This is a genomic window from Vibrio sp. 05-20-BW147 (assembly GCF_013369385.1).
Taxonomy (GTDB): Bacteria; Pseudomonadota; Gammaproteobacteria; order Enterobacterales; family Vibrionaceae; genus Vibrio; species Vibrio floridensis.
Genome location: NZ_SZTO01000003.1, coordinates 235,245 through 260,787, shown reverse-complemented (window position 1 = coordinate 260,787; position 25,543 = coordinate 235,245). Strand labels below are relative to the sequence as shown.

Annotated in this window: 22 protein-coding genes, 5 tRNA genes and 1 other annotated feature (1 of these 28 running past the window's edge); of the genes, 5 read left to right on the top strand and 22 right to left on the bottom strand. The window is 46.1% G+C overall.

All coding sequences use genetic code 11. From position 1 onward, the window contains the following. Positions 1-32 precede the first annotated feature (32 nt). The 9 genes from FC652_RS04005 to tsaE form a co-directional block, all read right to left on the bottom strand. Positions 33-392, bottom strand: a complete 360-nt coding sequence (locus tag FC652_RS04005) for a DUF2799 domain-containing protein (protein WP_176297564.1) — start codon at positions 390-392, stop codon at positions 33-35. A 339-nt stretch (positions 393-731) separates the two neighbouring features. Next, positions 732-1,709 carry a protease modulator HflC gene (gene hflC / locus FC652_RS04000; RefSeq protein ID WP_176297563.1) on the bottom strand — a complete coding sequence of 326 codons (978 nt, stop codon included), beginning with the start codon at positions 1,707-1,709 and terminating at the stop codon, positions 732-734. Positions 1,710-1,711: 2 nt separating this feature from the next. Then, positions 1,712-2,911 (bottom strand): FtsH protease activity modulator HflK, encoded by a 1,200-nt coding sequence (gene hflK, locus FC652_RS03995; protein ID WP_176297562.1) that lies wholly within the window; start codon positions 2,909-2,911, stop codon positions 1,712-1,714. Positions 2,912-2,956: 45 nt separating this feature from the next. Next, complete coding sequence (gene hflX, locus FC652_RS03990) at positions 2,957-4,246, bottom strand: ribosome rescue GTPase HflX (protein ID WP_176297561.1); 1,290 nt, start codon at positions 4,244-4,246, stop codon at positions 2,957-2,959. A gap of 41 nt (positions 4,247-4,287) precedes the next feature. Further along, on the bottom strand, positions 4,288-4,548 hold the full coding sequence (gene hfq / locus FC652_RS03985; RefSeq protein WP_176297560.1) for an RNA chaperone Hfq: 261 nt from the start codon (positions 4,546-4,548) through the stop codon (positions 4,288-4,290). A gap of 176 nt (positions 4,549-4,724) precedes the next feature. Then, entirely contained in the window at positions 4,725-5,672 is a 948-nt protein-coding gene (gene miaA, locus FC652_RS03980; RefSeq protein WP_176297559.1) for a tRNA (adenosine(37)-N6)-dimethylallyltransferase MiaA, read from the bottom strand. 4 nt (positions 5,673-5,676) lie between these two features. Next, positions 5,677-7,671, bottom strand: a complete 1,995-nt coding sequence (gene mutL, locus FC652_RS03975; RefSeq protein WP_176297558.1) for a DNA mismatch repair endonuclease MutL — start codon at positions 7,669-7,671, stop codon at positions 5,677-5,679. 8 nt (positions 7,672-7,679) lie between these two features. Further along, positions 7,680-9,395, bottom strand: coding sequence for an N-acetylmuramoyl-L-alanine amidase (locus FC652_RS03970; protein WP_176297557.1), 1,716 nt, complete (start codon positions 9,393-9,395; stop codon positions 7,680-7,682). Beyond that, complete coding sequence (gene tsaE / locus FC652_RS03965; protein WP_176297556.1) at positions 9,389-9,853, bottom strand: tRNA (adenosine(37)-N6)-threonylcarbamoyltransferase complex ATPase subunit type 1 TsaE; 465 nt, start codon at positions 9,851-9,853, stop codon at positions 9,389-9,391. Before tsaE ends, FC652_RS03970 begins: the two co-directional genes overlap by 7 nt. A 192-nt stretch (positions 9,854-10,045) precedes the next feature. Here tsaE and queG point away from each other — a divergent pair, with 192 nt between their 5' ends. Further along, the gene (gene queG, locus FC652_RS03960) at positions 10,046-11,167 is read left to right on the top strand and encodes a tRNA epoxyqueuosine(34) reductase QueG (RefSeq protein ID WP_176297555.1); all 1,122 of its coding nucleotides are present in this window, start codon (positions 10,046-10,048) and stop codon (positions 11,165-11,167) included. A 574-nt stretch (positions 11,168-11,741) separates the two neighbouring features. On the opposite strand, the gene FC652_RS03955 is transcribed toward queG, so the two are convergent. The 8 genes from FC652_RS03955 to uvrY all read right to left on the bottom strand — a co-directional run bounded on the left by FC652_RS03955 (position 11,742) and on the right by uvrY (position 15,611). Then, positions 11,742-11,818 (bottom strand) — tRNA-Met (locus tag FC652_RS03955). A gap of 42 nt (positions 11,819-11,860) precedes the next feature. Next, positions 11,861-11,937, bottom strand: a tRNA-Met gene (locus FC652_RS03950). A 42-nt stretch (positions 11,938-11,979) separates the two neighbouring features. Next, positions 11,980-12,056 (bottom strand) — tRNA-Met (locus FC652_RS03945). 53 nt (positions 12,057-12,109) lie between these two features. Continuing rightward, positions 12,110-12,185: transfer RNA gene (locus FC652_RS03940), tRNA-Gly, on the bottom strand. A gap of 3 nt (positions 12,186-12,188) precedes the next feature. Next, positions 12,189-12,262: transfer RNA gene (locus FC652_RS03935), tRNA-Cys, on the bottom strand. A gap of 266 nt (positions 12,263-12,528) precedes the next feature. Further along, positions 12,529-13,086, bottom strand: coding sequence for a CDP-diacylglycerol--glycerol-3-phosphate 3-phosphatidyltransferase (gene pgsA, locus FC652_RS03930; protein WP_176297554.1), 558 nt, complete (start codon positions 13,084-13,086; stop codon positions 12,529-12,531). A 46-nt stretch (positions 13,087-13,132) separates the two neighbouring features. Continuing rightward, complete coding sequence (gene uvrC, locus FC652_RS03925) at positions 13,133-14,965, bottom strand: excinuclease ABC subunit UvrC (protein ID WP_176297553.1); 1,833 nt, start codon at positions 14,963-14,965, stop codon at positions 13,133-13,135. A gap of 1 nt (position 14,966) precedes the next feature. Continuing rightward, positions 14,967-15,611 carry a UvrY/SirA/GacA family response regulator transcription factor gene (gene uvrY, locus FC652_RS03920; RefSeq protein ID WP_011080857.1) on the bottom strand — a complete coding sequence of 215 codons (645 nt, stop codon included), beginning with the start codon at positions 15,609-15,611 and terminating at the stop codon, positions 14,967-14,969. A 356-nt stretch (positions 15,612-15,967) separates the two neighbouring features. On the opposite strand from uvrY, the gene FC652_RS03915 reads away from it, so the two are divergent. Next, a complete protein-coding gene (locus tag FC652_RS03915; RefSeq protein ID WP_176297552.1) occupies positions 15,968-18,337 on the top strand; it encodes a DNA polymerase II in 2,370 nt (789 codons plus the stop codon). A gap of 97 nt (positions 18,338-18,434) precedes the next feature. Here FC652_RS03915 and FC652_RS03910 read toward each other — a convergent pair whose 3' ends face one another. Beyond that, the gene (locus FC652_RS03910; protein WP_176297551.1) at positions 18,435-20,537 is read right to left on the bottom strand and encodes a PTS sugar transporter subunit IIC/EAL domain-containing protein; all 2,103 of its coding nucleotides are present in this window, start codon (positions 20,535-20,537) and stop codon (positions 18,435-18,437) included. A gap of 149 nt (positions 20,538-20,686) precedes the next feature. Then, positions 20,687-21,454, bottom strand: coding sequence for a nucleotidyltransferase domain-containing protein (locus tag FC652_RS03905; RefSeq protein WP_176297550.1), 768 nt, complete (start codon positions 21,452-21,454; stop codon positions 20,687-20,689). A 233-nt stretch (positions 21,455-21,687) separates the two neighbouring features. Between FC652_RS03905 and yeiP the strand changes: the two genes are divergently transcribed. After that, positions 21,688-22,254: an elongation factor P-like protein YeiP gene (gene yeiP / locus FC652_RS03900; RefSeq protein WP_176297549.1), complete on the top strand. Its 567-nt coding sequence runs from the start codon at positions 21,688-21,690 to the stop codon at positions 22,252-22,254. 3 nt (positions 22,255-22,257) lie between these two features. Continuing rightward, positions 22,258-22,578, top strand: a complete 321-nt coding sequence (locus tag FC652_RS03895) for an HI1450 family dsDNA-mimic protein (RefSeq protein WP_176297548.1) — start codon at positions 22,258-22,260, stop codon at positions 22,576-22,578. Positions 22,579-22,625: 47 nt separating this feature from the next. Here FC652_RS03895 and rluB read toward each other — a convergent pair whose 3' ends face one another. The 3 genes from rluB to FC652_RS03880 form a co-directional block, all read right to left on the bottom strand. After that, a complete protein-coding gene (gene rluB, locus FC652_RS03890) occupies positions 22,626-23,606 on the bottom strand; it encodes a 23S rRNA pseudouridine(2605) synthase RluB (RefSeq protein ID WP_176297547.1) in 981 nt (326 codons plus the stop codon). 166 nt (positions 23,607-23,772) lie between these two features. Beyond that, positions 23,773-24,393, bottom strand: coding sequence for an L-threonylcarbamoyladenylate synthase (locus tag FC652_RS03885; protein WP_176297546.1), 621 nt, complete (start codon positions 24,391-24,393; stop codon positions 23,773-23,775). Between the two features lie 30 nt (positions 24,394-24,423). Then, positions 24,424-25,305, bottom strand: a complete 882-nt coding sequence (locus FC652_RS03880; protein ID WP_176297545.1) for a PHP domain-containing protein — start codon at positions 25,303-25,305, stop codon at positions 24,424-24,426. Positions 25,306-25,390: 85 nt separating this feature from the next. Here FC652_RS03880 and FC652_RS03875 point away from each other — a divergent pair, with 85 nt between their 5' ends. Then, on the top strand, positions 25,391-25,516 hold the full coding sequence (locus tag FC652_RS03875; protein WP_011149930.1) for a hypothetical protein: 126 nt from the start codon (positions 25,391-25,393) through the stop codon (positions 25,514-25,516). After that, positions 25,463-25,543, top strand: a sequence feature (Trp leader region) (it continues 22 nt past the right edge of the window). Its footprint overlaps the gene before it by 54 nt.

Sequence of the window (25,543 nt, the reverse complement as noted above, 5' to 3'; positions counted from 1 at the left end):
AGCTCTTTTTGATCATCACCGCTTTTTTGTTCTTACAAACCCCCAGCCGTCGACATTTGACCAGAGACGTAGTCTTGCTTGAAGAAAGGGTCAACATCATCACAAATGCCGTAGTAAGGCTTACCAATCACTCCCAACAAATACGCATTCTGTTGGCAGTACTGCTGTTTACCTTCTTGATAGCCCATTTGATATGACGTCAGCAAAGAAGTGGAAAGCTCACGTGGTTGTGCCAACTTGAGTAAACGAGCCTCACTCAAAGCTAACTTACCATCCAACGCAGTTTCTTCGCCAAAGCGGTGCCAATCTGATACTTGCTCCGACTGAGGTAATGGGGTTTGAACGCAGCCAACCAGCAAAATAAGAATTGCGGTCGAAAATATTGCTTTCATGATCTGTCTCCTTATTGGGATATTTCCCTCGTAGGCCGTCGCTTCATCGACCAAGACAACACAAGCCTATTTCAGTATACGCCTCAAAAGACCAAATCGGTCAACTTCAATAGCTCAAACACACACGGATAGAGATCACGCACCATGATTAGCGATGCCATTCGGCAGAAGGTATGGTTCTATTACTACTTGAGGAAGTTGCATTCTAAGTACTAGAAAGCCAAAGAAAAAATGCCAGTCAGAAAGTCTGACTGGCATCGATATCGCTTTCAACGTTTAGTCGTCTAGCGCTGCTGAGTTACTGCGCACTCAAGCTATTGCTTAGCTTTCACCACTCAATTACTTTTCAGCACCTTTTGCGTTATTCATGTATTGGAAGAACTCACTCTTAGGATCCAGTACCAGAATATCGCTCTTAGATCCAAATGACTTCTCATAGGCTTTTAGAGAGCGCATAAAACTAAAGAATTCAGGATCTTTGTTGTAAGAGTCCGAGTAGATCTTCGCTGCTTTTGCATCTGCTTCACCGCGTGTTACACGCGCTGTTTTGTCTGCTTCAGCCAGAATCGTCGCCACTTCTAACTCCGCTTGTGCACGGATAACTTCCGCTTTCTCACGGCCTTGAGAACGGTGCTTACGCGCCACTGACTCACGCTCTGCGCGCATACGACGGTAGATAGACTCACTGATTTCATCCGGAAGATTGATTTTCTTCATACGGAAGTCCACCACGCGAACACCCAAGTCTTTCATGGCACTTTCACGCGTATCCTTCAATACATTCGACATGATCAGGTCACGTTCACCATCGATCTCCAGAGCTTGGCGAGCCGCTTCAGTACTCACTTCTGCGCTGGTCACGCTTTCTGGCAACACATCACCGTTACGTGGACCAGAAACAATCTGTTTGATCTCACGAGCACCGATTTCTGCACGCAAAACGTCGGTCACTTTACGCTCAAGTAACGCTTCAGCGGTTAGCGTGTTACCACCCCCCGTTGCTAGATAGTAACGACCGAAATCCTCAATACGCCATTTCACATACGAATCGATGATGACGTCTTTTTTCTCTGACGTCACGAAACGGTCTGAACGTCCGTCCATTGTCTGAATACGTGCATCTAACGTTCTCACGCGATCAAACAACGGCATTTTGAAATGCAAACCCGGTTCGTAAACTCGGGTAACGTCATTGGTATCTTTGAGTACTCGACCAAAACGCACCACAATACCACGTTCACCTTCTGGGATGACAAACAGCGACATCAGTAGTGCTGCCAGTACAAGAACCAGTACAGGGATCATTAACTTACGCATTCTTAGTATCTCCCTTGACGTGAACCTGTTGAACGAGACTGCGAGTTTTGAGCATCATCACTTGTTGACTCTGATTCCAATTGGATCTGATCGTAAGTTGAAGAAGATTTCGCTTTACGCTTGGTATCGGTTTGAGTACCTTGCCCCGCCAACTTATCAATCGGCAAATACAAAAGGTTGCCACTTGATTCTGAGTCGATCAGTACCTTAGAAGTACTTGAATACACCTCTTCCATCGTATCTAGGTAGAGACGATCACGAGTAACTTTCGGCGCAGCTTGGTATTCAGGCAGCAATTTTTCAAACTGAGCCACTTGACCCAACGCTTCGTTGATAGTGCGTTCGCTGTAACCTTGAGCTTCTTTCTTCAGACGCTCAGCACGACCCGTTGCTTTTGGCAGAATTTCGTTTTTGTACGCTTCCGCTTCACGAATAAAACGCTCTTCATCCTCGCGCGCTGCAATCGCATCATCAAACGCATCTTTTACTTGCTCAGGCGGACGAGCCGACTGGAAGTTCACATCCACAATCACTAAGCCCATGTCATAGCTGTCAATGATTTGATTTAGCGTTTGTTGTGTACTTTGACGAATCTGCTGACGACCACTGGTCAAAATACTGTCCATCAGTGAATCACCGATCACGGCACGCAGTGCCGAGTCTGTCGCTTGACGCAAGCTGTCATCCGCGTTAGTCACTCGGAACAGATATTTGTAAGGATCCGCAACACGGTACTGAACATCCATCGATACCGTCACAACGTTCTCATCTTTGGTCAACATCGTACCTGATGAACGTAATGAGCGAATCGCTTGAACGTTAACGGGTGTAACTTCATCGATAAAGCGTGGACGCCAGTTCAAACCTGGATCCACGATGCGGTCATACTTACCTAAGCGTAACACCACACCACGCTCTGCTTCACCAATGGTGTAGAAGCCAGCGAAAACCCAGACAAGTACTGCAATAACGGCAATGACACCAAAGCCAATTGCACCGCCACCACCAATTGAAGGCCCACGCCCTCCCTTGTTGCCAAACTTACCACCCAGCTTTTGACTCAGTTTATTAAACACTTCATCCAAATCCGGCGGCCCTTGGTCTCGTCCTCCCGGACGCTGACCACCACGATTATTATTACCCCAAGGGTCATTATCGCGGCCATTGTTGCCGTTGTTATTTCCAGGCTCATTCCACGCCATTAGAAAGCTCCATCATTTGATATGACGTTATACTGTAGCAGTCCTTTAAGTGACGATAAAGTCACGCAAAACTGCCCCTTCTCTTTTTTCAAGTCTAGACCAATCTACTTGTTGCATTCGAATATCGATCAACAAGTTACCATCCAGATCATACTCTTCTTGTTGAATACACTTCATTTGGAAGAATGTACTACGAAACCGACCTTGATGCTGTGGCGGGATTCGCAACTGACACTCAACCATAGCGGACGCGAGGCGCTCCGTCAGTGCTTCAAACAGAAGATCAATGCCTTGACCATCCATCGCAGAAAGCCAAACCACGCGAGGAATCCCCTCATCGTCGCGCTCAATACGTGGACGTTGGTCTTCCATATTGTCGATCTTGTTCATTACCACGAGTGTAGGAATCTCGTGAGCATCGATTTCTTCTAGAACTACGTGAACAGCTTGAATATTCTCACGAAAACGCTCATCACTGGCATCAACAACATGTAACAAAATGTCAGCTTCTTGCGTTTCTTGCAAGGTTGCTTTGAAGGCAGCCACCAAATCGTGAGGTAGGTGGCGGATAAACCCTACAGTATCTGCAAGAATTGCAGGGCCAACATCCGCTAGCTCGATCTTACGTAATGTCGGATCAAGTGTGGCAAATAACTGATCCGCAGCGTAAACTCCGGCTTCGGTAATGCGGTTGAACAATGTCGATTTTCCCGCGTTGGTATAACCAACCAAAGAGATCGTCGGGATTTCTGCACGATTTCGGGCACGACGCCCCTGTTCACGCTGCTTCGCAACTTTCTCTAAACGACGCAAAATCGCCTTAATGCGTTCACGCAGTAAGCGGCGGTCCGTTTCAAGCTGAGTTTCCCCAGGTCCACGCAAACCGATACCACCTTTTTGCCTTTCAAGGTGCGTCCAACCACGAATCAAACGAGTGGAAATATGTCGAAGCTGAGCTAACTCCACTTGAAGTTTACCTTCATGAGTTCGAGCTCGTTGGGCGAAAATATCCAGAATCAGACCGGTACGGTCGATGACTCGACACTGACACAATCTTTCGAGGTTGCGCTCTTGGGCAGGAGAGAGGGCGTGATTGAATATCACAATTTCAGCCCCAGTGATTTGCACAGCTTTTGCAATTTCCTGAGCCTTTCCCTCTCCGACGTAGTATTTGGCGTGTGGTGCCTGACGACTTGCAGTGATAACTTGTAATGTTTCTACCCCCGAGGATGAAACCAACAATTCACATTCTGCAAGGTCTTCCCACTCGCCTTTTTGCGTGAAGTTGACATGAACAAGTACGGCTCGCTCACCGGATTCATAACGGTCAAACAAGCAATCAACTCCTTAAAGTGTTTAAATGATCGATAACGAAATTAATCTTCTGATTTGTCGTTTGGACGATCTGAACCACGCTCACCACTGTGATGACTCACTGGACGAGCAGGAACCACAGTTGAAATAGCGTGCTTATAAACCATTTGGTTTACTGTATTCTTCAGCAGGATCACAAATTGATCGAACGATTCGATCTGACCTTGCAGCTTGATACCGTTTACTAGGTAAATCGATACCGGGATACGCTCACGACGGAGTGCATTTAGAAATGGGTCTTGTAGAGATTGCCCCTTAGCCATTTTATTTTCCTTATTTAATTTGTAGTTGTAATTATTTAGCTAGTGGTGCACTGCAAAAGAAAATGCCTTTGCATCTGAGCTAAACGAACAAAAAACACTCTTAGTTACTAGCAGCTTAAACGGTAAGTTACCAGTACTGATCCTTCGTAGAGTGTATTCACGCAAAAACGATCACATTATACACAGCTATCTCTATCAGATGCTATGGCTTCTGAAAGAGTTTCTAGTGACTGTTCAATGTTTTCGCTATCCAACCAAGTTAAATTATCCCAGCTGCGCAACCAGGTAATTTGTCGCTTGGCCAATTGACGGGTCGCACAAACGCCACGATAAATCGCTTCGTCTAAAGTGCAATTTCCATCTAAATAGTCCCACATCTGTCGATAGCCTACACACCGAATGGAAGGGAGATCCGGATGAAGATCCTTGCGTGTATACAAGGTTTTCATTTCGTCTTCAAAACCTGCTTCCATCATTTTATCGAAACGCAGTTCAATACGACGATGGAGCTCTGCCCTTTCCTTGGGAGCTATTGCGAACTGCTTGACACGAAACGGTAAACTTTCCCCTTTCGTTTCCGTCAGCTCAGTAAGAGTTTTACCTGAAATCCGATAAACTTCCAATGCTCGCGATAATCTTTGCGGATCATTCGGATGTATTCTCGCGGCCGATACAGGATCAATCATTTGCAACTCATCGTGCAATACTGACCAACCTTTCGTCAATGCTTCTTGCTCAATTTGCTGACGGATTTCAGCATTTGCAGCAGGAAGTGGTGACAAACCTTCGAGTAACGCTTTGAAATAGAGCATAGTTCCACCTACAAGCAATGGAATTTTGCCTTGTGCGACGATTTCGTTCATTGCCTCAAGTGCATCACGACGAAAATCAGCCGCTGAATAGGCTTCGGTCGGTTCCAAAATATCGATCAAACGATGCGGTGCCAGTTGTTGCTCGCGTTCATCAGGTTTGGCAGTGCCAATATCCATTCCCTTGTAAATTAGAGCAGAGTCGACACTGATAAGTTCAACTGGATATCGTTGACGCAATCGGATTGCTAATTCCGTTTTTCCCGATGCTGTCGGCCCCATTAAAAACAGAGCTAAAGGTAATTGTTCAGTCATGGTGTCATGTCAGTTGTGCAATCGTTGCCGAGAAATCGACACTCGTGACCAGTTGAGCATCCTGTAGCGGGAGCTTCTCTTGCCAGAGTTGTTCGAGTTCCGAAATAATTTGTATCGCCTCAGAAAGTGTATAGTGGCTTTTCACTTTTGCCACACGCAACGCCAACCACTGCGCCATCGCCGTGTCATTTTGTGTCAGCTCTTTCTTCTGGGCTTGCGAAGCGGCGTAAGATAACAGATCTGGAATAAGAAGTTGTAAATTTTGTTGTCTTAATGGCGCAGGCACCCCCATCACCATCAGGGCTTTCTCATTACGCATTTTGAAGAGGATCCCCATCCGAGCAAAACGATCTTGATGCTCTTGCGCGGCATGAACCAACCCTTTTTCCAGTTTTAGCGAAAGCGGCACCAACAAAGGCTGAGACTTCAATGTCGCTTTATCACCATTCAGTTGCCCAAAGGTTCGATAGAACTCTGCGCGAGCAAGAGAAACCAGTTGGCACCCCGCCTTCGTTGTCGTCAAAAGATAACGTTGCGCCACCACGGACACCGCCTTCCCTAACTCTTGGACTGGAGAGGCGATGGAGGGCGACGGATCACATTCCACATTCTGGGCCGGAAAATCCGGGGTATGAAGTAACTCCGCATACGCTTTGACTTGCTGTTTGCTGGGTGCTGGCTCGCCATAGCGTTCACTCTGATTTGAAGATGATGTATGACGCGCAGGGGATCGTGACTCCATCCAAACATGGCGCTCATTGTGTGGCGCAGGTGAAACTTCACAGCCTTGTTCACTAGAGAGCGAGCTTTCCAAAGGTGCCCGTTGCTGCAACTGTTGCTCTTGTCCTGCTTTTCGTGGATAGGCTGGCGCTTTTTCAATGGCGTGATAAACCGATTGTGGAACCTCATTACTTTCGGCAGGAAAGCGACCGAGTGGTTCAACTTCTGGCTCGACTTGATAATGAAAAGCTGACTCATTGATTTGCGGCTGCTCGATACTGTCACTTTGCGCCAACGCACTTGCAAGTGCTTGATAGATAAAATCATGTACCAAGCGGGCTTGATGGAAGCGCACTTCATGTTTGGCAGGATGAACGTTGACGTCAACTTGATGTGGGTCCAACTCAATGAATAGGACGTAAGCGGCAAATTGCTCAGGCTTTAAGCTCGTCTCGTAGCTTTGGCGAATGGCATGATTGATGAGCTTGTCGCGCATCATCCGGCCATTCACATAACAATATTGCAGATCACTTTGCTGGCGAGCCCCTTCTGGCGTGGTGATCCAACCATGAAGTTTGAGGCCTTGATGTTCTAGCTCTATTTTCAGCATGCAACGTACAAACGCTTGACCACAAACAGTGGCTAAGCGTTTTTCCGCCTGAAGATCGTTGTGTGCGGCACGATATTGGCGGATCACTTTGCCGTTGTGGCGTAAGGTTATCGACACATCAAAGCGGCTGAGTGCAATCCGTTTGAGCAGCTCATCAATATGGGCAAATTCAGTTTTCTCAGTACGAAGAAATTTGCGTCTGGCAGGGGTGTTAAAAAACAGATCGACCACTTCAACGGTGGTACCAATTGGGTGAGCGCTAGGCTGCAGTTTCACCTGCATATCTCGCCCTTCCGCATAAGCACTCCACGCTTGTTCTTGCGTTGCAGGGCGAGAGGTGAGGGTTAATCGCGATACTGAACTGATACTGGCTAACGCTTCACCACGAAAACCAAGACTCATAATCGCTTCCAGATCGTCCAAGGTGTGGATTTTTGAGGTCGCGTGTCGGCTTAGTGCAAGGCCAAGCTCATCTTTCACAATGCCAGAACCGTTGTCACGGATACGAATCAGCTTTGCGCCGCCTTTCTCGATATCGATGTCAATCTTAGTCGCCCCTGAATCGAGGCTGTTTTCCACTAGTTCTTTGACCACAGAAGCGGGGCGTTCAACCACTTCACCAGCCGCTATCTGGTTGGCCAAACGTGCTGGTAATATCCGGATCGTCATCTCTTTGCCTACTTATTTGGAATAATCAGCACTTGGCCAATGGCAAGCTCATCTGAACGCAAGTTGTTGGCTTGGCGAATGCTCGACACACTAACATCGTACTTCGCAGCGATTTTGCTAAGAAACTCACCACGAGCAACCGTATGTCTTCGGATCGGTTGATCCTTCAAGTTCACCGTAATCTTTAGCGTCTGCCCCACCCAAAGTGTATCGGTTTTGAGCTTGTTCTCTTTGCGAATATCTGCCACTGATACCTTATATCGATCCGCAATCATGCCCAAAAACTCCCCTCTATCCACTTTATGGGTGATGGTCTTTGTTTCCACAGTATTCGGTTGAGCGGCGATCACTTTAGAACTTGGCACCCCACGCTGAATTTTTAGGTTTTGACCAATCGATAAGCTTGATGACTTAAGCTGATTGTCTTGCATGATCGCTTGCGTTGAAGTGCCGTAACGTTGGGCAATCACACTCAATGACTCACCTTGTTTCACCGTGTGAACGATAGGTTTGGCGCTGGAAGCAAACACCGTACCTTCAGGTGGGTTATCTTTCAGATACTTGAGCACCGCTTTAGCGATCGCTTTGGCCAATTTGTCTTGGTGTGCTCGCTGAAACAACAACTTTTCCTCAGTCGGGTTTGAGATGAACCCCGTTTCGACCAAAACTGAAGGAATCTGCGGTGAACGCAACACAGCAAGGCTGGTATTAATTGGTTGGCTGTTATGCAACTCGGCAACTTTCCCCATTTCCGACAAAATTTCGGTCGCGAGTTTGTAACCCTCTTTCTGAGAATGGCTAAATTGCAGATCGAGCAATGTCTGGTTGACATTCTTATCGTTAATATTGCTGAAAGCCGCTCCGGAACCGCCTAATATTTCGGACTGTTTCTCATGGTTCTCTACCCATCGGGCAATTTCCGTATTGGCTCGACGGGTGTTCAACACGAACACTGAGCCACCGCGCGGTTGCGGAGAAGTAAAGGCGTCGGCATGCACAGAAATCAGCAAATGTGCGTCATTTTCACGCGCAATCGCCACACGACGGTTCAGATTAACAAAATAATCACCAGAACGTGTCAGTTTGGTTTTGATACCAGGGACCGCGTTGAGCTCTGCAGCAATTTTGTGTGAAATACTCAACGTAGCGTTCTTTTCATAACGACGCGTTGGACCTATTGAACCGGGGTCTTCACCACCATGCCCTGGGTCAATCACAATAAGAATTTCCTCCGCATGCTGGACTGACTGAATCTCTTTGCTCACAGCTTGCGGTTTTGAGCTAGGTGTGGCGGATGTAGCACTACGAGCGTTATGTGGTAAGTCGATCACTAGGCGATGTCCGTAATCGCCTCCGGGGGTTGGAGCCAGTTTAAAAAGCTCCGCTGATGTACTTTTCTTAAGTTCAAACACCAAGCGATAAGTGCCAGACTCTGGTGGCGAACTTTGACGGATGCGAGACAGCACTGGGCTATCACTAACAGCAATCGGCAATTTAGTTTTGAGTGATGTGCTTTTCAGATCCACCACTAAACGATCGGGTTTGGTCAATGAAAAATAGCTGAAGTTTGCTTCATCCGCTAAATCCACCACCACTCGAGTTTCATCCGGTGCAGGCCATACCCTCACGCCTTGTAAAACATTGGCCCATACAAGAGAAGGAATCAGAATATAGAGTGCAGACAGCCAGACTGCTGCATTTCGAATGCGCTTTAAACTCAACATAACTCCAATTTACTGAGCAGTTTCAGGCCGTAATCATTGTTTGCTTTTACTTGTGCGATACGCTGTTCGCCGTGGTAACGAATATCAATATCAAGATCCGGCTTGGGAAGAAGACCTTCACCCTTTTCAGGCCACTCCACCAAACAGATCGCATCGTGAGTAAAATAGTCGCGAATGCCCATGAACTCGAGTTCCTCGGGATCGGCTAATCGATAAAGATCAAAGTGGTATACTTGCCAATCAGCCAACTGATAAGGCTCTACCAAAGTGTAAGTAGGGCTTTTTACATTACCTGCATGACCAAGCGCTCTCACAAAACCACGACTAAAGGTGGTTTTTCCAGCACCAAGATCACCATGTAAGTAAATCGTGGTTTGTTGGGAGCAAAGATGGGCAAGTTGTGTTCCAAGCAGAACGGTAGCCTGCTCATCTTTCAGTTCGAACTGTTTTACGTTCATGATCATGTATCTCTGAATGTCGAAGTTGACTATATAAAAATCAAAAGAACACGAATAGTAAACCGTGTCCATTTTGAGAGACAAGCACCCAAATGTCATTTCAACGAAAAATCGCTCTAGATCGAGGGTTAGAGTAGAACCTTAAGCTAAGATCCAGTAAGATCCGCGTCCGTTTTTTAACAGACAGTCATCATGGATTACCATCAGCTCGCACAACAAATCAAATTATGGGGCAAAGAACTCGGCTTCCAAAAAGTCGGGATCTGCGATATTGATTTGAGTGAGCATGAAGCCCAATTACAAAAATGGCTCGATTCTGGTTACCACGGCACCATGGATTGGATGGCGAGACACGGTATGATGCGCGCTCGCCCTGCAGAATTACTACCCGGTACCATACGTGTCATCAGCGTTCGTATGGATTACCTGCCTCCTCAGGCTCAATTTGCTTCGAATTTATCTGACCCTACACAAGCTTATATCAGCCGCTATGCCTTGGGGCGCGATTACCACAAACTGGTTCGCAAACAACTTAGTGCACTAGCAAAAAAGATTGAAAACGAAGTAGGTCAATTTGGCTATCGACCTTTCGTTGACTCCGCCCCCATTTTAGAAAGACCACTCGCGCAAAAAGCCGGATTAGGCTGGACAGGGAAGCACTCATTAATCCTCGATAAAGAAGCCGGCTCTTGGTTTTTTCTGGGAGAGTTACTTATCGATCTTCCACTTCCAATCGACCAGCCTAGCGAAGATCACTGTGGCAAATGCCAAGCATGCATTACCTCCTGCCCAACTCAAGCGATTGTTGAGAACCAAGTGGTCGATGCGCGTCGCTGCATCTCCTATCTCACCATCGAGCACTCAGGCGTGATCGCACCGGAATTTCGTAAAGCCATCGGAAACCGGATCTATGGCTGCGATGATTGCCAACTCGTTTGTCCGTGGAATCGCTATGCCGAACTCACCACTGAAGGCGATTTTCATCGACGAGAAGCGCTCACTAATGCCGATTTGGTCGAACTTTTTTCATGGGACGAGGGGACTTTTCTAAAAAACATGGAAGGTTCAGCAATTCGCCGAATTGGACATATCCAGTGGTTAAGAAACATTGCTATTGCGATGGGCAATGCACCGCTGTCACCCAGTATTATTGACGCACTACAGCAACGCAAAGGGCTAAGCGCACTTCTCGATGAACATATTGAATGGGCCCTGCAAGAGCAACTGACTCAACGCAGTGAGTTTCAGTTCGATATGAAAAAGCAAAGACTAATACGTATTGTCGATAAAGGACTTCCAAGAGATGCAAGATAGTGGCGACACATTTTTACGCAGTAATATTTGATTTCCATCTCAAATTTTACAATGTGGAAAAAATTGACAGAGCCTCTCAGAAAGTGGCACTAAAAAAAAGTTAAACACATATCCAATCAATGACTAGGATCAATAAAGTCAAGCTTAGTGATCAAAAAACAACACCACAGAATAAAAAAAAATACGACATTACCATTCAAAAACAACAACTTATCAATCAACATCAAGAGTGCACGATCACTGTAATCTTAAATGATCCTCTATTGTCAAGAAGAAAGTGTTCATTAGATATTGTTATCAACCAAGTTATCCACATCTAACTTTCTGTGGATAAGTCTGTTAATGAACAACGTAAAGAGGCTACCTGCCTGCACTTAGCAGAGATAGTGATAATTGAGCTAGAAAGGAAACGACAAAAACATCCGAATATCTATATCGGATATAAGTTTCATTTTAGGGATTCATGCTTCGCAGCATTATTGAAAGAGCAGTACAGAAGGTGATGATCACCGCCTCATTGCATGACGGGATAGCATCTTTCGCACAAAACAAGGAATTGTCATCGTCCGAAAATTGGTTGCGGGGGCCGGATTTGAACCGACGACCTTCGGGTTATGAGCCCGACGAGCTACCAAGCTGCTCCACCCCGCGTCCGTATTGTGTCACCGTTAAGCACAGTGAGAGCTTTGAAATTGGTTGCGGGAGCTGGATTTGAACCAACGACCTTCGGGTTATGAGCCCGACGAGCTACCAAGCTGCTCCACCCCGCGTCCGTATTGTGTCACCGTTAAGCACAGTGAGAGCTTTGAAATTGGTTGCGGGAGCTGGATTTGAACCAACGACCTTCGGGTTATGAGCCCGACGAGCTACCAAGCTGCTCCATCCCGCGTCCGTAATATTATCGTTAAGCACGATAAAAGCTATTTCATCCACTTGAGAAAGTGGAGCGACACACGAGGTTCGAACTCGTGACCTCAACCTTGGCAAGGTTGCGCTCTACCAACTGAGCTAGTGTCGCAAATGGAGGCGCGTCCCGGAGTCGAACCGAGGTCCACGGATTTGCAATCCGCTGCATAGCCCCTCTGCCAACGCGCCTTACATGACCTTTAAGAAGCTTTCCTCTCTTGGGTACGGGATGCATTCTACCCATTCATCAGATCGAGTCAACACTATTTTTTTGTTTTTTAAATCGTTTGAGCACAAAATGTGCTAAACACTGCAAATTGCTTATTTTAAAGGCAGCTTTTATCTAAAAAGAAGAGAAGATAGTTAGAATAATCCTAAGCTTGCGTCGTCTGCTCTTGGTAAACACTTAGGAATTTCAAGCATAAAAAAACGGGCTTGCGCCCGCTTTCTCTGTATTAGTGATGTTCTTCATTTAATAGGTCATCTTTCGCAGCCGTCAAATACTGCACCATCGACCAGTATGTTAAGAAAGTGGCAATGTACAATGCACCAAAGCCTAACCAGATCATCCAGTCGTCATAACGCCAGATTAGTACCCAAAGCGCAAACATTTGACTCACGGTTTTTACCTTACCCACCCAAGAAACCGCAACACTGGCTCGCTTACCAATTTCTGCCATCCACTCACGCAGTGCTGAAATGATGATTTCCCTTGCAATCATTGTCACGGCTGGAATCGTTACCCAGATGGAATGGTAATGTTCGGTAATCAAAATCAAAGCGGTCGCCACTAGTACTTTATCCGCCACTGGATCAATAAACGCACCGAAACGCGACGTTTGACCGAGTTTTCTTGCTAGCATCCCATCAAGCCAATCGGTAAAACCGGCAACCCAAAACACCATTGCCGCAGCAAAAGGAGCCCATGAATAGGGAAGATAAAACGCTACGACAAACACAGGGATGAGAAATAATCTCATCAATGACAATATGTTGGGGATGTTCAAACGCATATTATTATTCTCTTACACTTTGCGCGCTAATGGTGCTGGATTTTCACTATTGTTTCAATGCTTGATAGATAATTTCTGCCAAAGAGTGACTAATGCCCGGCACTTTGGCGATTTCTTCAACACTTGCACGCTTGAGCTCTTGTAAGCCCCCTGTGTATTTCAACAGCGCCTGACGTCGTTTAGGCCCTACGCCTTCAATGCCCTCTAACGCACTCGTTTTACGTGTTTTTCCTCGCTTCGCTCTGTGCCCTGCGATGGCATGATTGTGGCTCTCATCACGAATGTGCTGGATTAAATGTAGGGCCGGATCATCACTTGGTAGATGAAACTCATCGCCATCAACCGTAATCAAAGTTTCCAAACCTGGTTTACGAGTGACTCCTTTTGCGATGCCGATCATCACGGGCCGCTTCGGCCAATCTCCCCAGTATTGCGCGATGATTTCGTGCGCTCGATTGAGTTGCCCTTTACCACCATCAATAAAAATAATGTCTGGAATTTTCTCGACATCCAGTTGTTTGGCGTAACGACGCTCTAGAGCTTGCCCCATGGCTGCATAATCATCACCACCAGTGATTCCGGTAATGTTGTAGCGACGATACTCTTGCTTTACCGGACCTTCACTGTTGAACACCACGCATGAGGCAATCGTGCTTTCGCCCATGGTATGAGAAATATCGAAACACTCCATGCGAGCAATCGAGTCCATCGCAAGAACGTCACGTAACGCCTTAAAGCGTTGATTAATCGTCATTTTATGATTGATTTTGGTCGTCATTGCCGTCAGCGCATTGGTATTGGACAATTTGAGGTAACGACCACGTGACCCTGATGGCGAGGTATGAAATTGTACTTTCCGCCCAGCGACATCACTGAGCGCCAACTGAATCGCCTCAACATCCGCAGCCAGTTCCTGATTTAGAATGATGCGCGATGGAATCGTCCGAGCTTCGTTGTGGCTCAAATAGTATTGCGTCAAAAAGCTATCAAACACTTCTTGCGCATTGGTGTTTTGAGGAATCTTGGGGAAATGACTGCGACTTCCCAGTACCTTACCTTGGCGAATCATCAAGATATGGATGCATGCAATACCATTTTCTTGTGCAAAACCGAGCACATCCATATCTTCTTGGCTATCTTCCGAAACATATTGTTGTTCCTGAACGCGACGAATCGCTTGGATCTGATCACGAAATTTTGCCGCATCCTCAAACTTAAGTTGCTGGCTCGCAATCTCCATTTTTTGCACTAGGAGCTCTAGAACTTGGTTATCTTTACCTTGTAAAAATAGACGTAAGTAACCCACCAGCTCTGCATAGTCGACATCAGAAATGACGCTACTGACACAAGGGCCCGCACAGCGACCAATCTGGTACATCAAACAAGGACGCGTTCGGTTAGCATAAACGGTGTCTTCACACTGTCTCACCGGGAAAATTTTCTGGATCAAGTGCAAGGTTTCACGTACTGCACCTGAGTCCGGATAAGGTCCGAAATACTCGCCTTTTCTCTTCTTAGCACCACGATGCAGAGAGATCCTAGGATGGCGATGGGCACTAAGGAAAATATAGGGATAAGACTTATCGTCTCGCAGCAGGACATTATACTTCGGCAAATATTGCTTAATGTAATTATGCTCAAGAATCAGCGCTTCCGTTTCGGTGTGCGTCACGGTCACATCAATTTTGGCAATATTACTCACCAGTGCTTTGGTTTTTTCGCTGTCAACTTTTTTGCGGAAATAGCTTGAGAGGCGTTTTTTGAGATCTTTGGCTTTACCGACATAAATAACAACAGCCTCGGCGTTATACATACGATAAACGCCAGGCTGATGAGTGACTGTCTTGAGGAAAGATACCGAATCAAAAATTTGAGTCACACTAGAGAGTCTCGGTATCTAACATTCCGTGGCGAATCGCCAAATGGGTCAACTCTACGTCACCATTAATCGATAGCTTGCTAAACAAACGATAACGATAGCTGTTGACAGTTTTAGGACTGAGATTTAACTGCTCAGAAATATCTGTCACTTTCTGACCTTTCGTGATCATCATCATGATCTGAAGCTCGCGCTCAGACAGATCCTTGAAAGGGTTTTCGGACGCAGGCGAAAACTGGCTTAACGCCATTTGCTGCGCAATTTCTGGTGAAATATAACGTTGCCCACTGTGGACAATACGAATTGCATTCACCATTTCATCTGGGCCAGCGCCTTTGGTCAAATAACCAGAAGCCCCCGCTTGCATCACTTTAGTTGGAAACGGATTTTCCGTATGAACAGTTAAGACGATGATTTTCACATCTGGATTAACACGCAAAATTTTCTTGGTAGCTTCCAAGCCGCCAATACCAGGCATGTTCATATCCATTAAAACGACGTCTGCATGATTGCTACGACACCATTTTACCGCATTTTCACCGCTATCAGCTTCTCCTGCTACGTTCATTCCACGGACGTCTTCAATAATACGTCGTATCCCTGTGCGAACCAGCTCGTGATCATCTACAAGGAAAACATTGATCAAACTTGTATCTCCACACTATTAATTGGCTCTGTTCCACATCAAGTGTGGATATCAGTACAGTTGCCTATATTACCGCATTTACTCTGAAAATGCCTTCTATGAATATGTGCCGAAACGCAAACTTTAGCAAGGACTTATTGGATGCGAGAGCAAATATCAAAGGTCACTCTAACAATTTTGTTTTTAAAAGGAGACACTTACTTCGGAGCAATCGTCAGGAATTTTATCTCCATCATATTTATCACGCTCTAGGCGTACAAACTTTAAGCAAACGTGCAAGAAAAACCACTTAATTTCACGCGTTTGAGTGACAATTTGCTAACATCAGGGCAGTTGTTCTTAATTGGAATTCGGATTTGACCATCACTCACGGTTTTGTCTTAACTCGACATGCACGCGATCGCTTTTCAGGCACTCAAATTGAACTGTGGCTCTCAACAGAAGATGGGCCGCACCAATTGCTTATTGATGGTGAAAAACCGGTTTTTTTCATCGATGATACTCAGCGTGAAGATGCCCAACGCATAGCAAATGAACACCATCCTGATGTTAAAGTGGAATTCAAGCCTCTTCCATTGAAAGACTTCTCACACACCCCTATGGCAGCGTGTTACTGTGAAACCAATCGAGATGCTTATACCCTCTCATCATTACTTACTCAACACGACATTACGGTGTTGGAGTCAGACATTCGCCTTGCTGATCGCTACTTAATGGAACGCTTTATCCGCGGATCTTTGGCGTTTACTGGTACTTTTAAAACGCAAAATGCCCATGTTCAAGTCACCAATGCCAAGTGTCGGCAAGGGGATTACACGCCAACGCTTAAAGTGGTTTCACTCGATTTAGAGTGTTCAGAAAAAGGGATTCTTTATTCCATCGGTTTAGATAGCCCGATGGATAGCCGAGTGATCATGATTGGTGAGCCCGAAGCGGCCGACACACCCATTCAGTGGGTCCAAGATGAAAAACAATTGCTGCTTGCTTTGATTGCTTGGTTTGAGCAATTTGACCCAGATGTTATCGTCGGCTGGAATGTCATTGATTTTGACTTTCGATTACTGCAAAAGCGCGCAGAGTGGCATCAGTTGAAACTGACTCTCGGCCGAGGCAACCAAACTAGCTATTTCCGCTCATCGAGCCAAAGCCAACAGGCATTTATTACCATTCCCGGCCGCGTCGTCCTAGATGGCATTGATACGCTTAAAACGGCAACGTATCACTTCCGCTCTTGGTCACTCGAATCGGTCTCAAGAGAGCTATTGGGAGAGGGTAAAGCGATTCACAATGTGCACGATCGCATGGCCGAAATTAATCACATGTTTCGCCACGACAAGCCTTCCCTCGCGAAATACAACTTACAAGATTGCGTCTTGGTCAATCGTATTTTCGCTCACACTCATCTGCTCGAGTACGTGATTGAACGGTCTAAATTAACGGGCGTCGAACTGGATCGTGTCGGGGGCTCTGTGGCGGCCTTTACCAACCTCTACCTACCGCAATTGCATCGCGCAGGTTACATTGCGCCTAATTTGCAGCCTGAAAATTGGGTTGCAAGCCCCGGTGGTTACGTTATGGACTCGCTGCCCGGACTTTACGATTCTGTTTTAGTGCTCGATTTTAAGAGTCTTTATCCATCGATTATTCGATCGTTTCTGATCGATCCACTTGGGTTGGTTGAAGGGCTTAAATTAGAAAGTGGCAAAGCAACACACCAAGCGGTTCCGGGCTTTCGTGGTGGCCAATTTCATCGCACTAAGCACTTTCTGCCCGAGATGATCGAGACATTGTGGCAAGCTCGAGATGTCGCGAAACGCAACAACGACAAGGCCTTCTCTCAAGCAATTAAGATCATCATGAACTCTTTTTATGGGGTACTTGGCTCATCAGGCTGCCGTTTTTTTGATACGCGTTTGGCCTCAAGTATCACGATGCGCGGGCATGAGATCATGAAGCAGACAAAATTGCTGATTGAACAGCAGGGCTATCAAGTCATTTATGGTGACACGGACTCAACCTTTGTTTCGCTCAATGGTCGTTTCGAGCAGCCAGAAGCCGATGCAATTGGTCGGCAATTGGTCAGCCTGATTAACCAATGGTGGAAGCATCATCTTGAGCAAGAGTTCAATTTAAACTCCATCCTTGAACTTGAGTACGAAACCCACTATCGTAAATTTTTGATGCCAACCATCCGTGGCGCCGAAACAGGCTCGAAGAAACGGTATGCAGGATTGATTCAACAAGGCAGCGAAGAGCGAATCGTGTTTAAAGGCTTAGAAAGTGCGAGAACGGACTGGACGCCATTGGCACAACGTTTCCAACACCAACTCTATATGATGATCTTTCACGACCAAGATCCAACGGACTATGTGCGTGAGATGGTTGAACAAACTCGCGCGGGTGCATTTGATGATGAGCTGGTCTATCAAAAACGCTTACGCAGAAAACTCAGTGACTATCAGAAAAACGTTCCGCCTCAAGTTCGGGCGGCAAGAATGGCCGACGAAATCAATGCGCGCTTAGGGCGCCCACTTCAATATCAAAATCGAGCACGTATTGAGTATCTCATTACGCTCAATGGGCCAGAACCCAAGGAATACCAATCCAGCGCGATCGATTACCAACATTATGTCGATAAACAGCTCAAACCGGTTGCCGATGCCATTCTGCCTTTCATTGGTAAAGACTTCTCTCAACTATCAGATTCACAATTGGGCCTCTTTTGATCTGTTTTCCAGTTAGCAACTGAATACCCAATTAACTGTGACACTCGGTCAACTATCGCTCGATTGAATACGAGCCATATTCCACCACAAAGAAAAGCTAGAGTTTCTCTATCTCCACCACTGACCTAATATGATTGGCGTTTATGCAATATTGGACGAAGGATTTCAATTGCAGTGAACGACTGTAATACCATCCTTGAATCGAGATGTTATCTTTGTGGGGAATGTGGTTCAATTGCTGTTGCGACTCCACGCCTTCAATTACCACATCCAAGTCAAGTTGCTCTGCAACCGAAAGCAAGCTCATGAAGACCTTTTTTCCCTTGTCATTATCTAAAGCCAGCACAAACGATCGATCAATTTTTATCGCATCTACCTCAAATCGATTGAGATAGGAGAGGGAAGAAAATCCCGTACCAAAGTCATCGATATAAACTGCAACACCCATTTGGTGGAGCAGATTAAACGAATGAGCCAACACTTGTTCATCAACCAGTAACGTTTCTTCCGTGATTTCGATATGCACTTGAGACGCCACTGGGGAGACAATGTGTTCAAGCTTATCCATGCACTCCAAGTCCGACAGAAAACTTGGCGTTAGATTAATACTAACGGGTACATAAAGCCCCTCTCGATTCCAGTGCTGGATGTCTGCCACCACGGTTTTTAAAACCCATAGGTCTACATCCTTCATGAGTTCTGCTTCTTCAAGCCAAGGCAAAAAAGAGCCGGGATAGACCAAAGTGCCATCGGGTTCTATCGCGCGAATCAGCGCCTCACATCCGACGACTCGACCAGTTTGGTGGGATATCTGAGGTTGGTATTCCAGACAGAACTCTTTGCTACCAATATGTTCCAAGCGTTTCTCTACTTCTTGTGCACGACGAGCCCTATCATTGGCCGTTGCAATGGGATCATCTTTCAGGGTGTCAGCCTCTTCTCGTCTTCGCACATAAACCGTATCGAGGAAATCAATTTTGATTTCGCGGTTTCTGTAAAGGCGGTTTAGATTCCTAACGGCGGGATAGTAAATCAGCACACCAATAGCGATATTGAATAATTGCAGCATCACACCAGCCATATCACCGGAAGTGGCAAGCCATGCATTAATAATAATAGGCGCATTGAAAGGCACATTGGCACTTGGGATATCAATAATGCCACTTTGAATAGCGAGTAATGTCGTGATCACATGTACAACGGGTGTGAGGAAGAATGGCAAAAACATGCGTGGGTTGAGAATGATCGGCAAACCGAAGAGCAGAATTTCGTTTACGTTAATAAGACCAATTGGAATCGACGCTAACGCTATCAATTTCAGACTTTTCTGCTGAGCGAAAAGCAACATAGCGACCACCAACGAAAGTGTCGCGCCACTTCCCCCAATAAACACAAAGGTCCCCATCATCGAGAGATTCATTGGATACTGCCCTTCTCCACCAGCGATAAAGGTCGCGTAATTTAATGCGCTTGCGTGCTGAAGAAGATCAACCAATGGCAACAAAGCGTAGTAGCCATGAACGCCTAGAAACCACAAAACCGAGTTTAAGGCAGCAAACACGACACCGAACTCAAACGGTTGATTAGCATAATCCAAGTCAATTATCTGCAAATCACTACCAAAACTCAGTACATTGAAAAGAAAATAGTTAATGATGACAACAATAAAGGCGGTCAGCAGTGCTGGTAAAACCAAATTGAGTGACTCTTTGACCAACTTGCCACCACTATCTGAACTGGTAATCCGAAGCTGGGGTACATGCAGCAAATGAGCAAGAATGGGAACGGCATAGAGAGGAGTAACGATCGCCATCACAATATGAAACATCTTCAATGTTTCATCTTCTGGCATCGTTTCCCCAACAATCAAAAGAAAAATAATGGAGAGTAGCGCCATCGGTGGACGCGCGAGTTTCCACTGCATCGCTAAAACATAGGAAATCGTAGCCGTCATGAGGTAGGGAAAAAAACTGGCGATAGCATTGTGTACTTGATAAAGCGCATTGATCCAGCCGCTGCGCCCACCACCAATAAACTCACCCATACTGGCAAAAAAAAGAGCAAAAGCGGATAACATAAGGCACGGTATCAGCCAGATCATCCCCTCACGTATCGCTTGCAATGAAGGGCCAAGTGTTTTCGCCAATTTTCTGAGGTTTAGACCAACCGCAGCGACCGATAAGCTCGTTTGCTTGTCCATGAGCATGTCCTGTACTAACTCCACATTTATAAAGCTAGCACAGAACCGGCAACCTTCATTAGAATTTACTTAAGAAGATAAACTCGCTCTTATTGAGAGTCCGAATTTTTGTAGAACGCCAAAACCTAGGCGGACAAATTTAAACAGCGCTACCCTATCTTAAACTCTGTTTTTTGATACTGTTTCACCAGCCACTCACCGAAACCATCTAACAGCCCAAGAACAGAGCGCTTAGGAATAACTTTCCCTGACAATAGGATCGCAAGACGTCGCACTTCTACTTCTTTCTCAGGAAAATATCTGACGAAGTGACGACCACATTCTAACGGGTCATCATACCAATTCTGGTCTTTATACATCACCAACGAATAGCTCGCTCTTAGCAGCTTTTTGGCGATGATTTTTTGGGCTTGAACTTGTTGCTCAGCGGATGCCGCGCGAACAATTTTGTTGCGATACACTGCCAACCAATCTTCTACATCCATGTTCCAATGTTTGGCAATCTCCCAACTGGGTATGTATTCGCCGAAACACTCCGCTAAATCGCTACCATAAATGCAAACACAGCAATGCTTTAACATGAACCCCCAAGTAAATAGACTGTCCAGCGAGGCGATATCTCTCACCTCTGCCGTTTTGACCGACACGCCGCTCACTTGAGGAAAACTCTTTTGCACTCGCCATTTTAACGTGTTTAGCACAGTAGCACGCTGATCAGTAAAAGGATGATGTGTCACCAAAACTAAGTCGAGATTCGATTGACCTTCTTTTGCGGTTTTCCTCGCGACACTGCCATAGACATAAAGACTGTGTAGGTTGGTGCCTAGTGCACTTTTAAGACACATTAAGGCATCCCTGACGACAGGATCAAATGTGGGTTGAAAAGGTTGCTTGGGGTCAATAACAGCTAAAGTCATGAATCAATTAATAGAGTTGTATTTGGGGGAACGCCCAATCTTCGCCTAGCTCATACATGGAATCAAGCCCTCACAGAGAATACACAGCGCTCAATGACCACAGAGTCTCTAAAAGAGTACGATCTCGGGCGACAATTAGACAAGTTATTCATTGTGAGTACTCGCAAGTTAGCACAAGTTGGGTATATAATTCGGCGATTTTGAGCAACTCTAAAAACGCTATAGGAACAGATATGCCAAAGGCAAGTGAAATTAAAAAAGGTTTTGCAATCGAATCTAACGGCAAAACTCTTCTGGTTAAAGATATCGAAGTAACAACGCCAGGTGGCCGTGGTGGATCTAAGATCTACAAAATGCGTTGTACCGATCTAGCGACAGGCGCTCGCGTTGAAGAGCGTTACAAGTCTGATGACGTTGTAGAAACGGTCGAAATGAACAAAAAAGCAGTCTCATTTTCTTACGTTGACGGCGACGACTATATCTTTATGGATAACGCGGATTACTCACAATACGTATTTAAGCACGCCGATGTTGAAGATGATCTTCTGTTCATTAACGAAGACACACAAGGCATCCATATTATTTTAGTTGACGGCGAATCTGTGGGCCTAGAGCTTCCTTCATCTGTTGAACTTGTGATTGAAGAAACCGACCCATCAATCAAAGGTGCTTCTGCATCTGCTCGTACTAAACCAGCTCGCCTATCGACAGGTCTTGTTGTTCAAGTTCCTGAGTACATTGCAACGGGTGATCGTGTAATCATCAACACGGCAGAACGTAAGTACATGAGCCGAGCGTAAGTCATGGCGGATTTAATCTCTTACGATGATGCGATAGACGCCGCTTACGACATCTTTTTGGAGATGGCACCCGATAACCTTGAGCCAGCAGATGTCATTTTGTTTACTGCACAGTTTGATGATCGCGGTGCTGCTGAACTGGTTGATACTGGTGACGATTGGGCGAGCCACGTGGGTTTTGATGTTGACCAAGAAACGTATGCAGAAGTTCGCATCGGCCTTGTAAACGAAGAAAATGATGTGTTGGACGATGTTTTTGCTCGTCTACTGATCAGCCGAGATCCTGAACAAAAGTTCTGTCACATTCTCTGGAAACGAGATTAGCACCAACAAAAAAGGCTTGCCAATGGCAAGCCTTTTTAATAGTCATATTAGCGTTGAGGCTTTGTGCGGCTACCCGATTGAGGACGACTACCCGCTTTACTTGGCTTACCACTACCGCTTGTTGGCGTTGCCGTTTTCGTCGGTTTACGTCTTGCCGCATTGTTACTGCGACCTTTTGGCGTACTCACTCGCTCTTCGTGACGCTTCACCGCACGACGAATTTTTTGGCTTCGTGCACGGTCACGCTTACGTGATGAGTTGTTCAGCTCAATCATGGTCTCTTTTTCCGGACGAAGCTCAACCAACTCACGCAGGTAGTTCACATCTTTCAGCTCAAGCTCCATCCAACCACCACGAGGCAGCTTCTTATCAAGATAGATGTCACCATAACGAACGCGTTTTAGACGGCTTACAGTACAATCTTGAGATTCCCAAAGACGACGAACTTCACGGTTACGACCTTCGTTGATCACCACGTAGAAGGTATGGTTCATGCCTTCGCCGCCCGTGTAAACGATATCTTCAAAGCGTGCTAAGCCATCATCGAGCTCTACGCCATTTACAAGATTACGGACTTTGTGTTCGTTGACTTCACCGAAAACGCGAACAAGGTACTCACGCTCAACCTGACGGCTTGGATGCATTAGGCGGTTTGCCAATTCACCATCAGTGGTAAAAAGCAGCAAGCCAGAGGTGTTCGCATCAAGACGGCCCACAGAGATCCAGCGAGAACCGCGAATTTTTGGCAGACGGTCAAATACAGTACGGCGGCCTTCTGGGTCGTGACGCGTACATAGCTCACCTTCAGGTTTGTAGTATGCCAATACGCGGCAAATCACCTCTTCCTGAGCTTTTACGGACACAACATGACCATCGATGCGCACTACAGCCTGCTCATCTTCCAGTCGTTCGCCCAGTTTTGCGACAACACCGTTCACACTCACACGTCCTGATTTGATTAATGCTTCCAATTCACGACGTGAGCCATGACCAGCTCGTGCCAAAACTTTCTGTAATTTTTCGTTCATTTATCTACCTAAATTGTCGTCTTCTCAGACGTCGTTGTCTTACCAAGCTAGACCCGTTTTCAATATCGACCCGACGCTCGGAATCGGGCCGATAATTATAAGTGAAAAAAAAATCCAATGTAAGAGAAAAGACTCGTGTACGAGTGATCTATCTTTCCTCTAAAAATTATTCAAATGGCGTTGGGTCACCTGCGCCAATACGCGCAACAACCGCATCACCTTCACTAAAGTCAATCACCGTCGTTGGTTGCTCGCCCAAGTAACCCCCGTTAAGAATCACATCAACCGCGTGTTCAAGTTTATCGCGGATCTCTTCTGGATCGGCTTCCGTTACCTCTTTGCCTGGCAAAATCAGTGATGTCGACATCAATGGCTCACCTAACGCATCAAGCAGGTCTAGGGCGATACGGTTATCGGGTACACGAATACCAATGGTCTTACGCTTAGCGTTCATCAAACGACGCGGCACTTCTTTGGTCCCTTTAAAAATAAAGGTGTAAGGACCAGGGGTGTTGTTCTTTAACAAACGAAACGCCGTATTATCCACGCGTGCGTATATGGACAACTCTGAAAGGTCACGGCACAACAGTGTGAAGTTGTGTTTTTCGTCTAAGCGACGGATCTGGCAAATTCTGTCTAATGCTTGCTTGTTTTCTAATTGACAGCCCAACGCGTATCCTGAATCGGTTGGATACACCACCACTCCGCCATTTCGAATGATTGCTACGGCTTGATTAATCAAGCGAGCCTGTGGGTTTTCTGGATGAACGTAAAAAAACTGGCTCATGGTAATTCCTCATTATCGAACCTCTCGGCTCTATAGCTCAGGGGCATTCATAGACACGGTTTGAATTTTGTCTACCGGTTCTAAACCCCAATCTTTCCACACTGGTTCAACCCCCGCGGGTAACCAGAGGTTTCTTCCCAATTCCATCCACGGAGACGGATAATGAAAATCACTGCCTTGGGAAGCTAATAGTTTGTATTGTATTGCATAATCAGCCAAATTGCGCCTTTCTTGCTGCGATTGTTGTGGCTGCGCTACTTCCATCGCATCGCCACCGGCCTCGACAAACGCTTGTAACAAGCGTTTCAACCATTTCGCCGTCAAGTTGTATCGCGCTGGGTGTGCAAGCACCGCTTGGCCCCCTGCGGCATGAATGGCTTTCACTGCGTCATCGATTGAACACCAGTTTGGCGGGACATAACCCGGGTTGTTACGCGTTAAGTATTTTTTAAACACCTGCTGCATCGTTTTGGCATAACCATTATCCACCAGCCATTTGGCAAAGTGAGCACGGGTAATCGGCGCTCCATCAGCGATTTGTCGCACCTCTTCGAGCACACCTTCCCGTGTCGCTTTTTGCAAACGTTGTGCAATCAGCTCAGCGCGGTTAACACGATGTTCTTGTTGCTGCTCAATCAGTTGATTAAGTGTCATGTTGTTCGGATCAACATTTAATCCCACGACATGGATGTCTTTATTCTGCCAAACCGTGGATATTTCAATGCCATTAATGATTTTAATTGGCAATTGCTTCTCATCGACATAACGATGTATTTCCGCCAACGCTTCTACCGTATCGTGATCGGTCACCGCGAGCACATCCAAGTCAAACGTAAGGGCTCGCTCGATGAGTTCTTGCGGTGAAAAACGACCATCCGAGGCCGTCGTGTGGCTATGTAAATCTATTCTCATATATTTGCTACTAGGGGGTTGACTTTTTACCCTTGCACTAGTTAACTAGTACACAAATACAAAGTACCTGACTATAGGGCCGACCATGTTACAAGAATTTAACCACAACCAGAAAGCGAAACTTGCTCTGCATAACGAGAATGTCAATGCAGCAGAGCTCGCTTGGTGGCGCACTTGGACAAGTTCTTGGTGGGCTAACGTGTACTTTTAATAAAGAAAATGAATCACACAAAGCCCG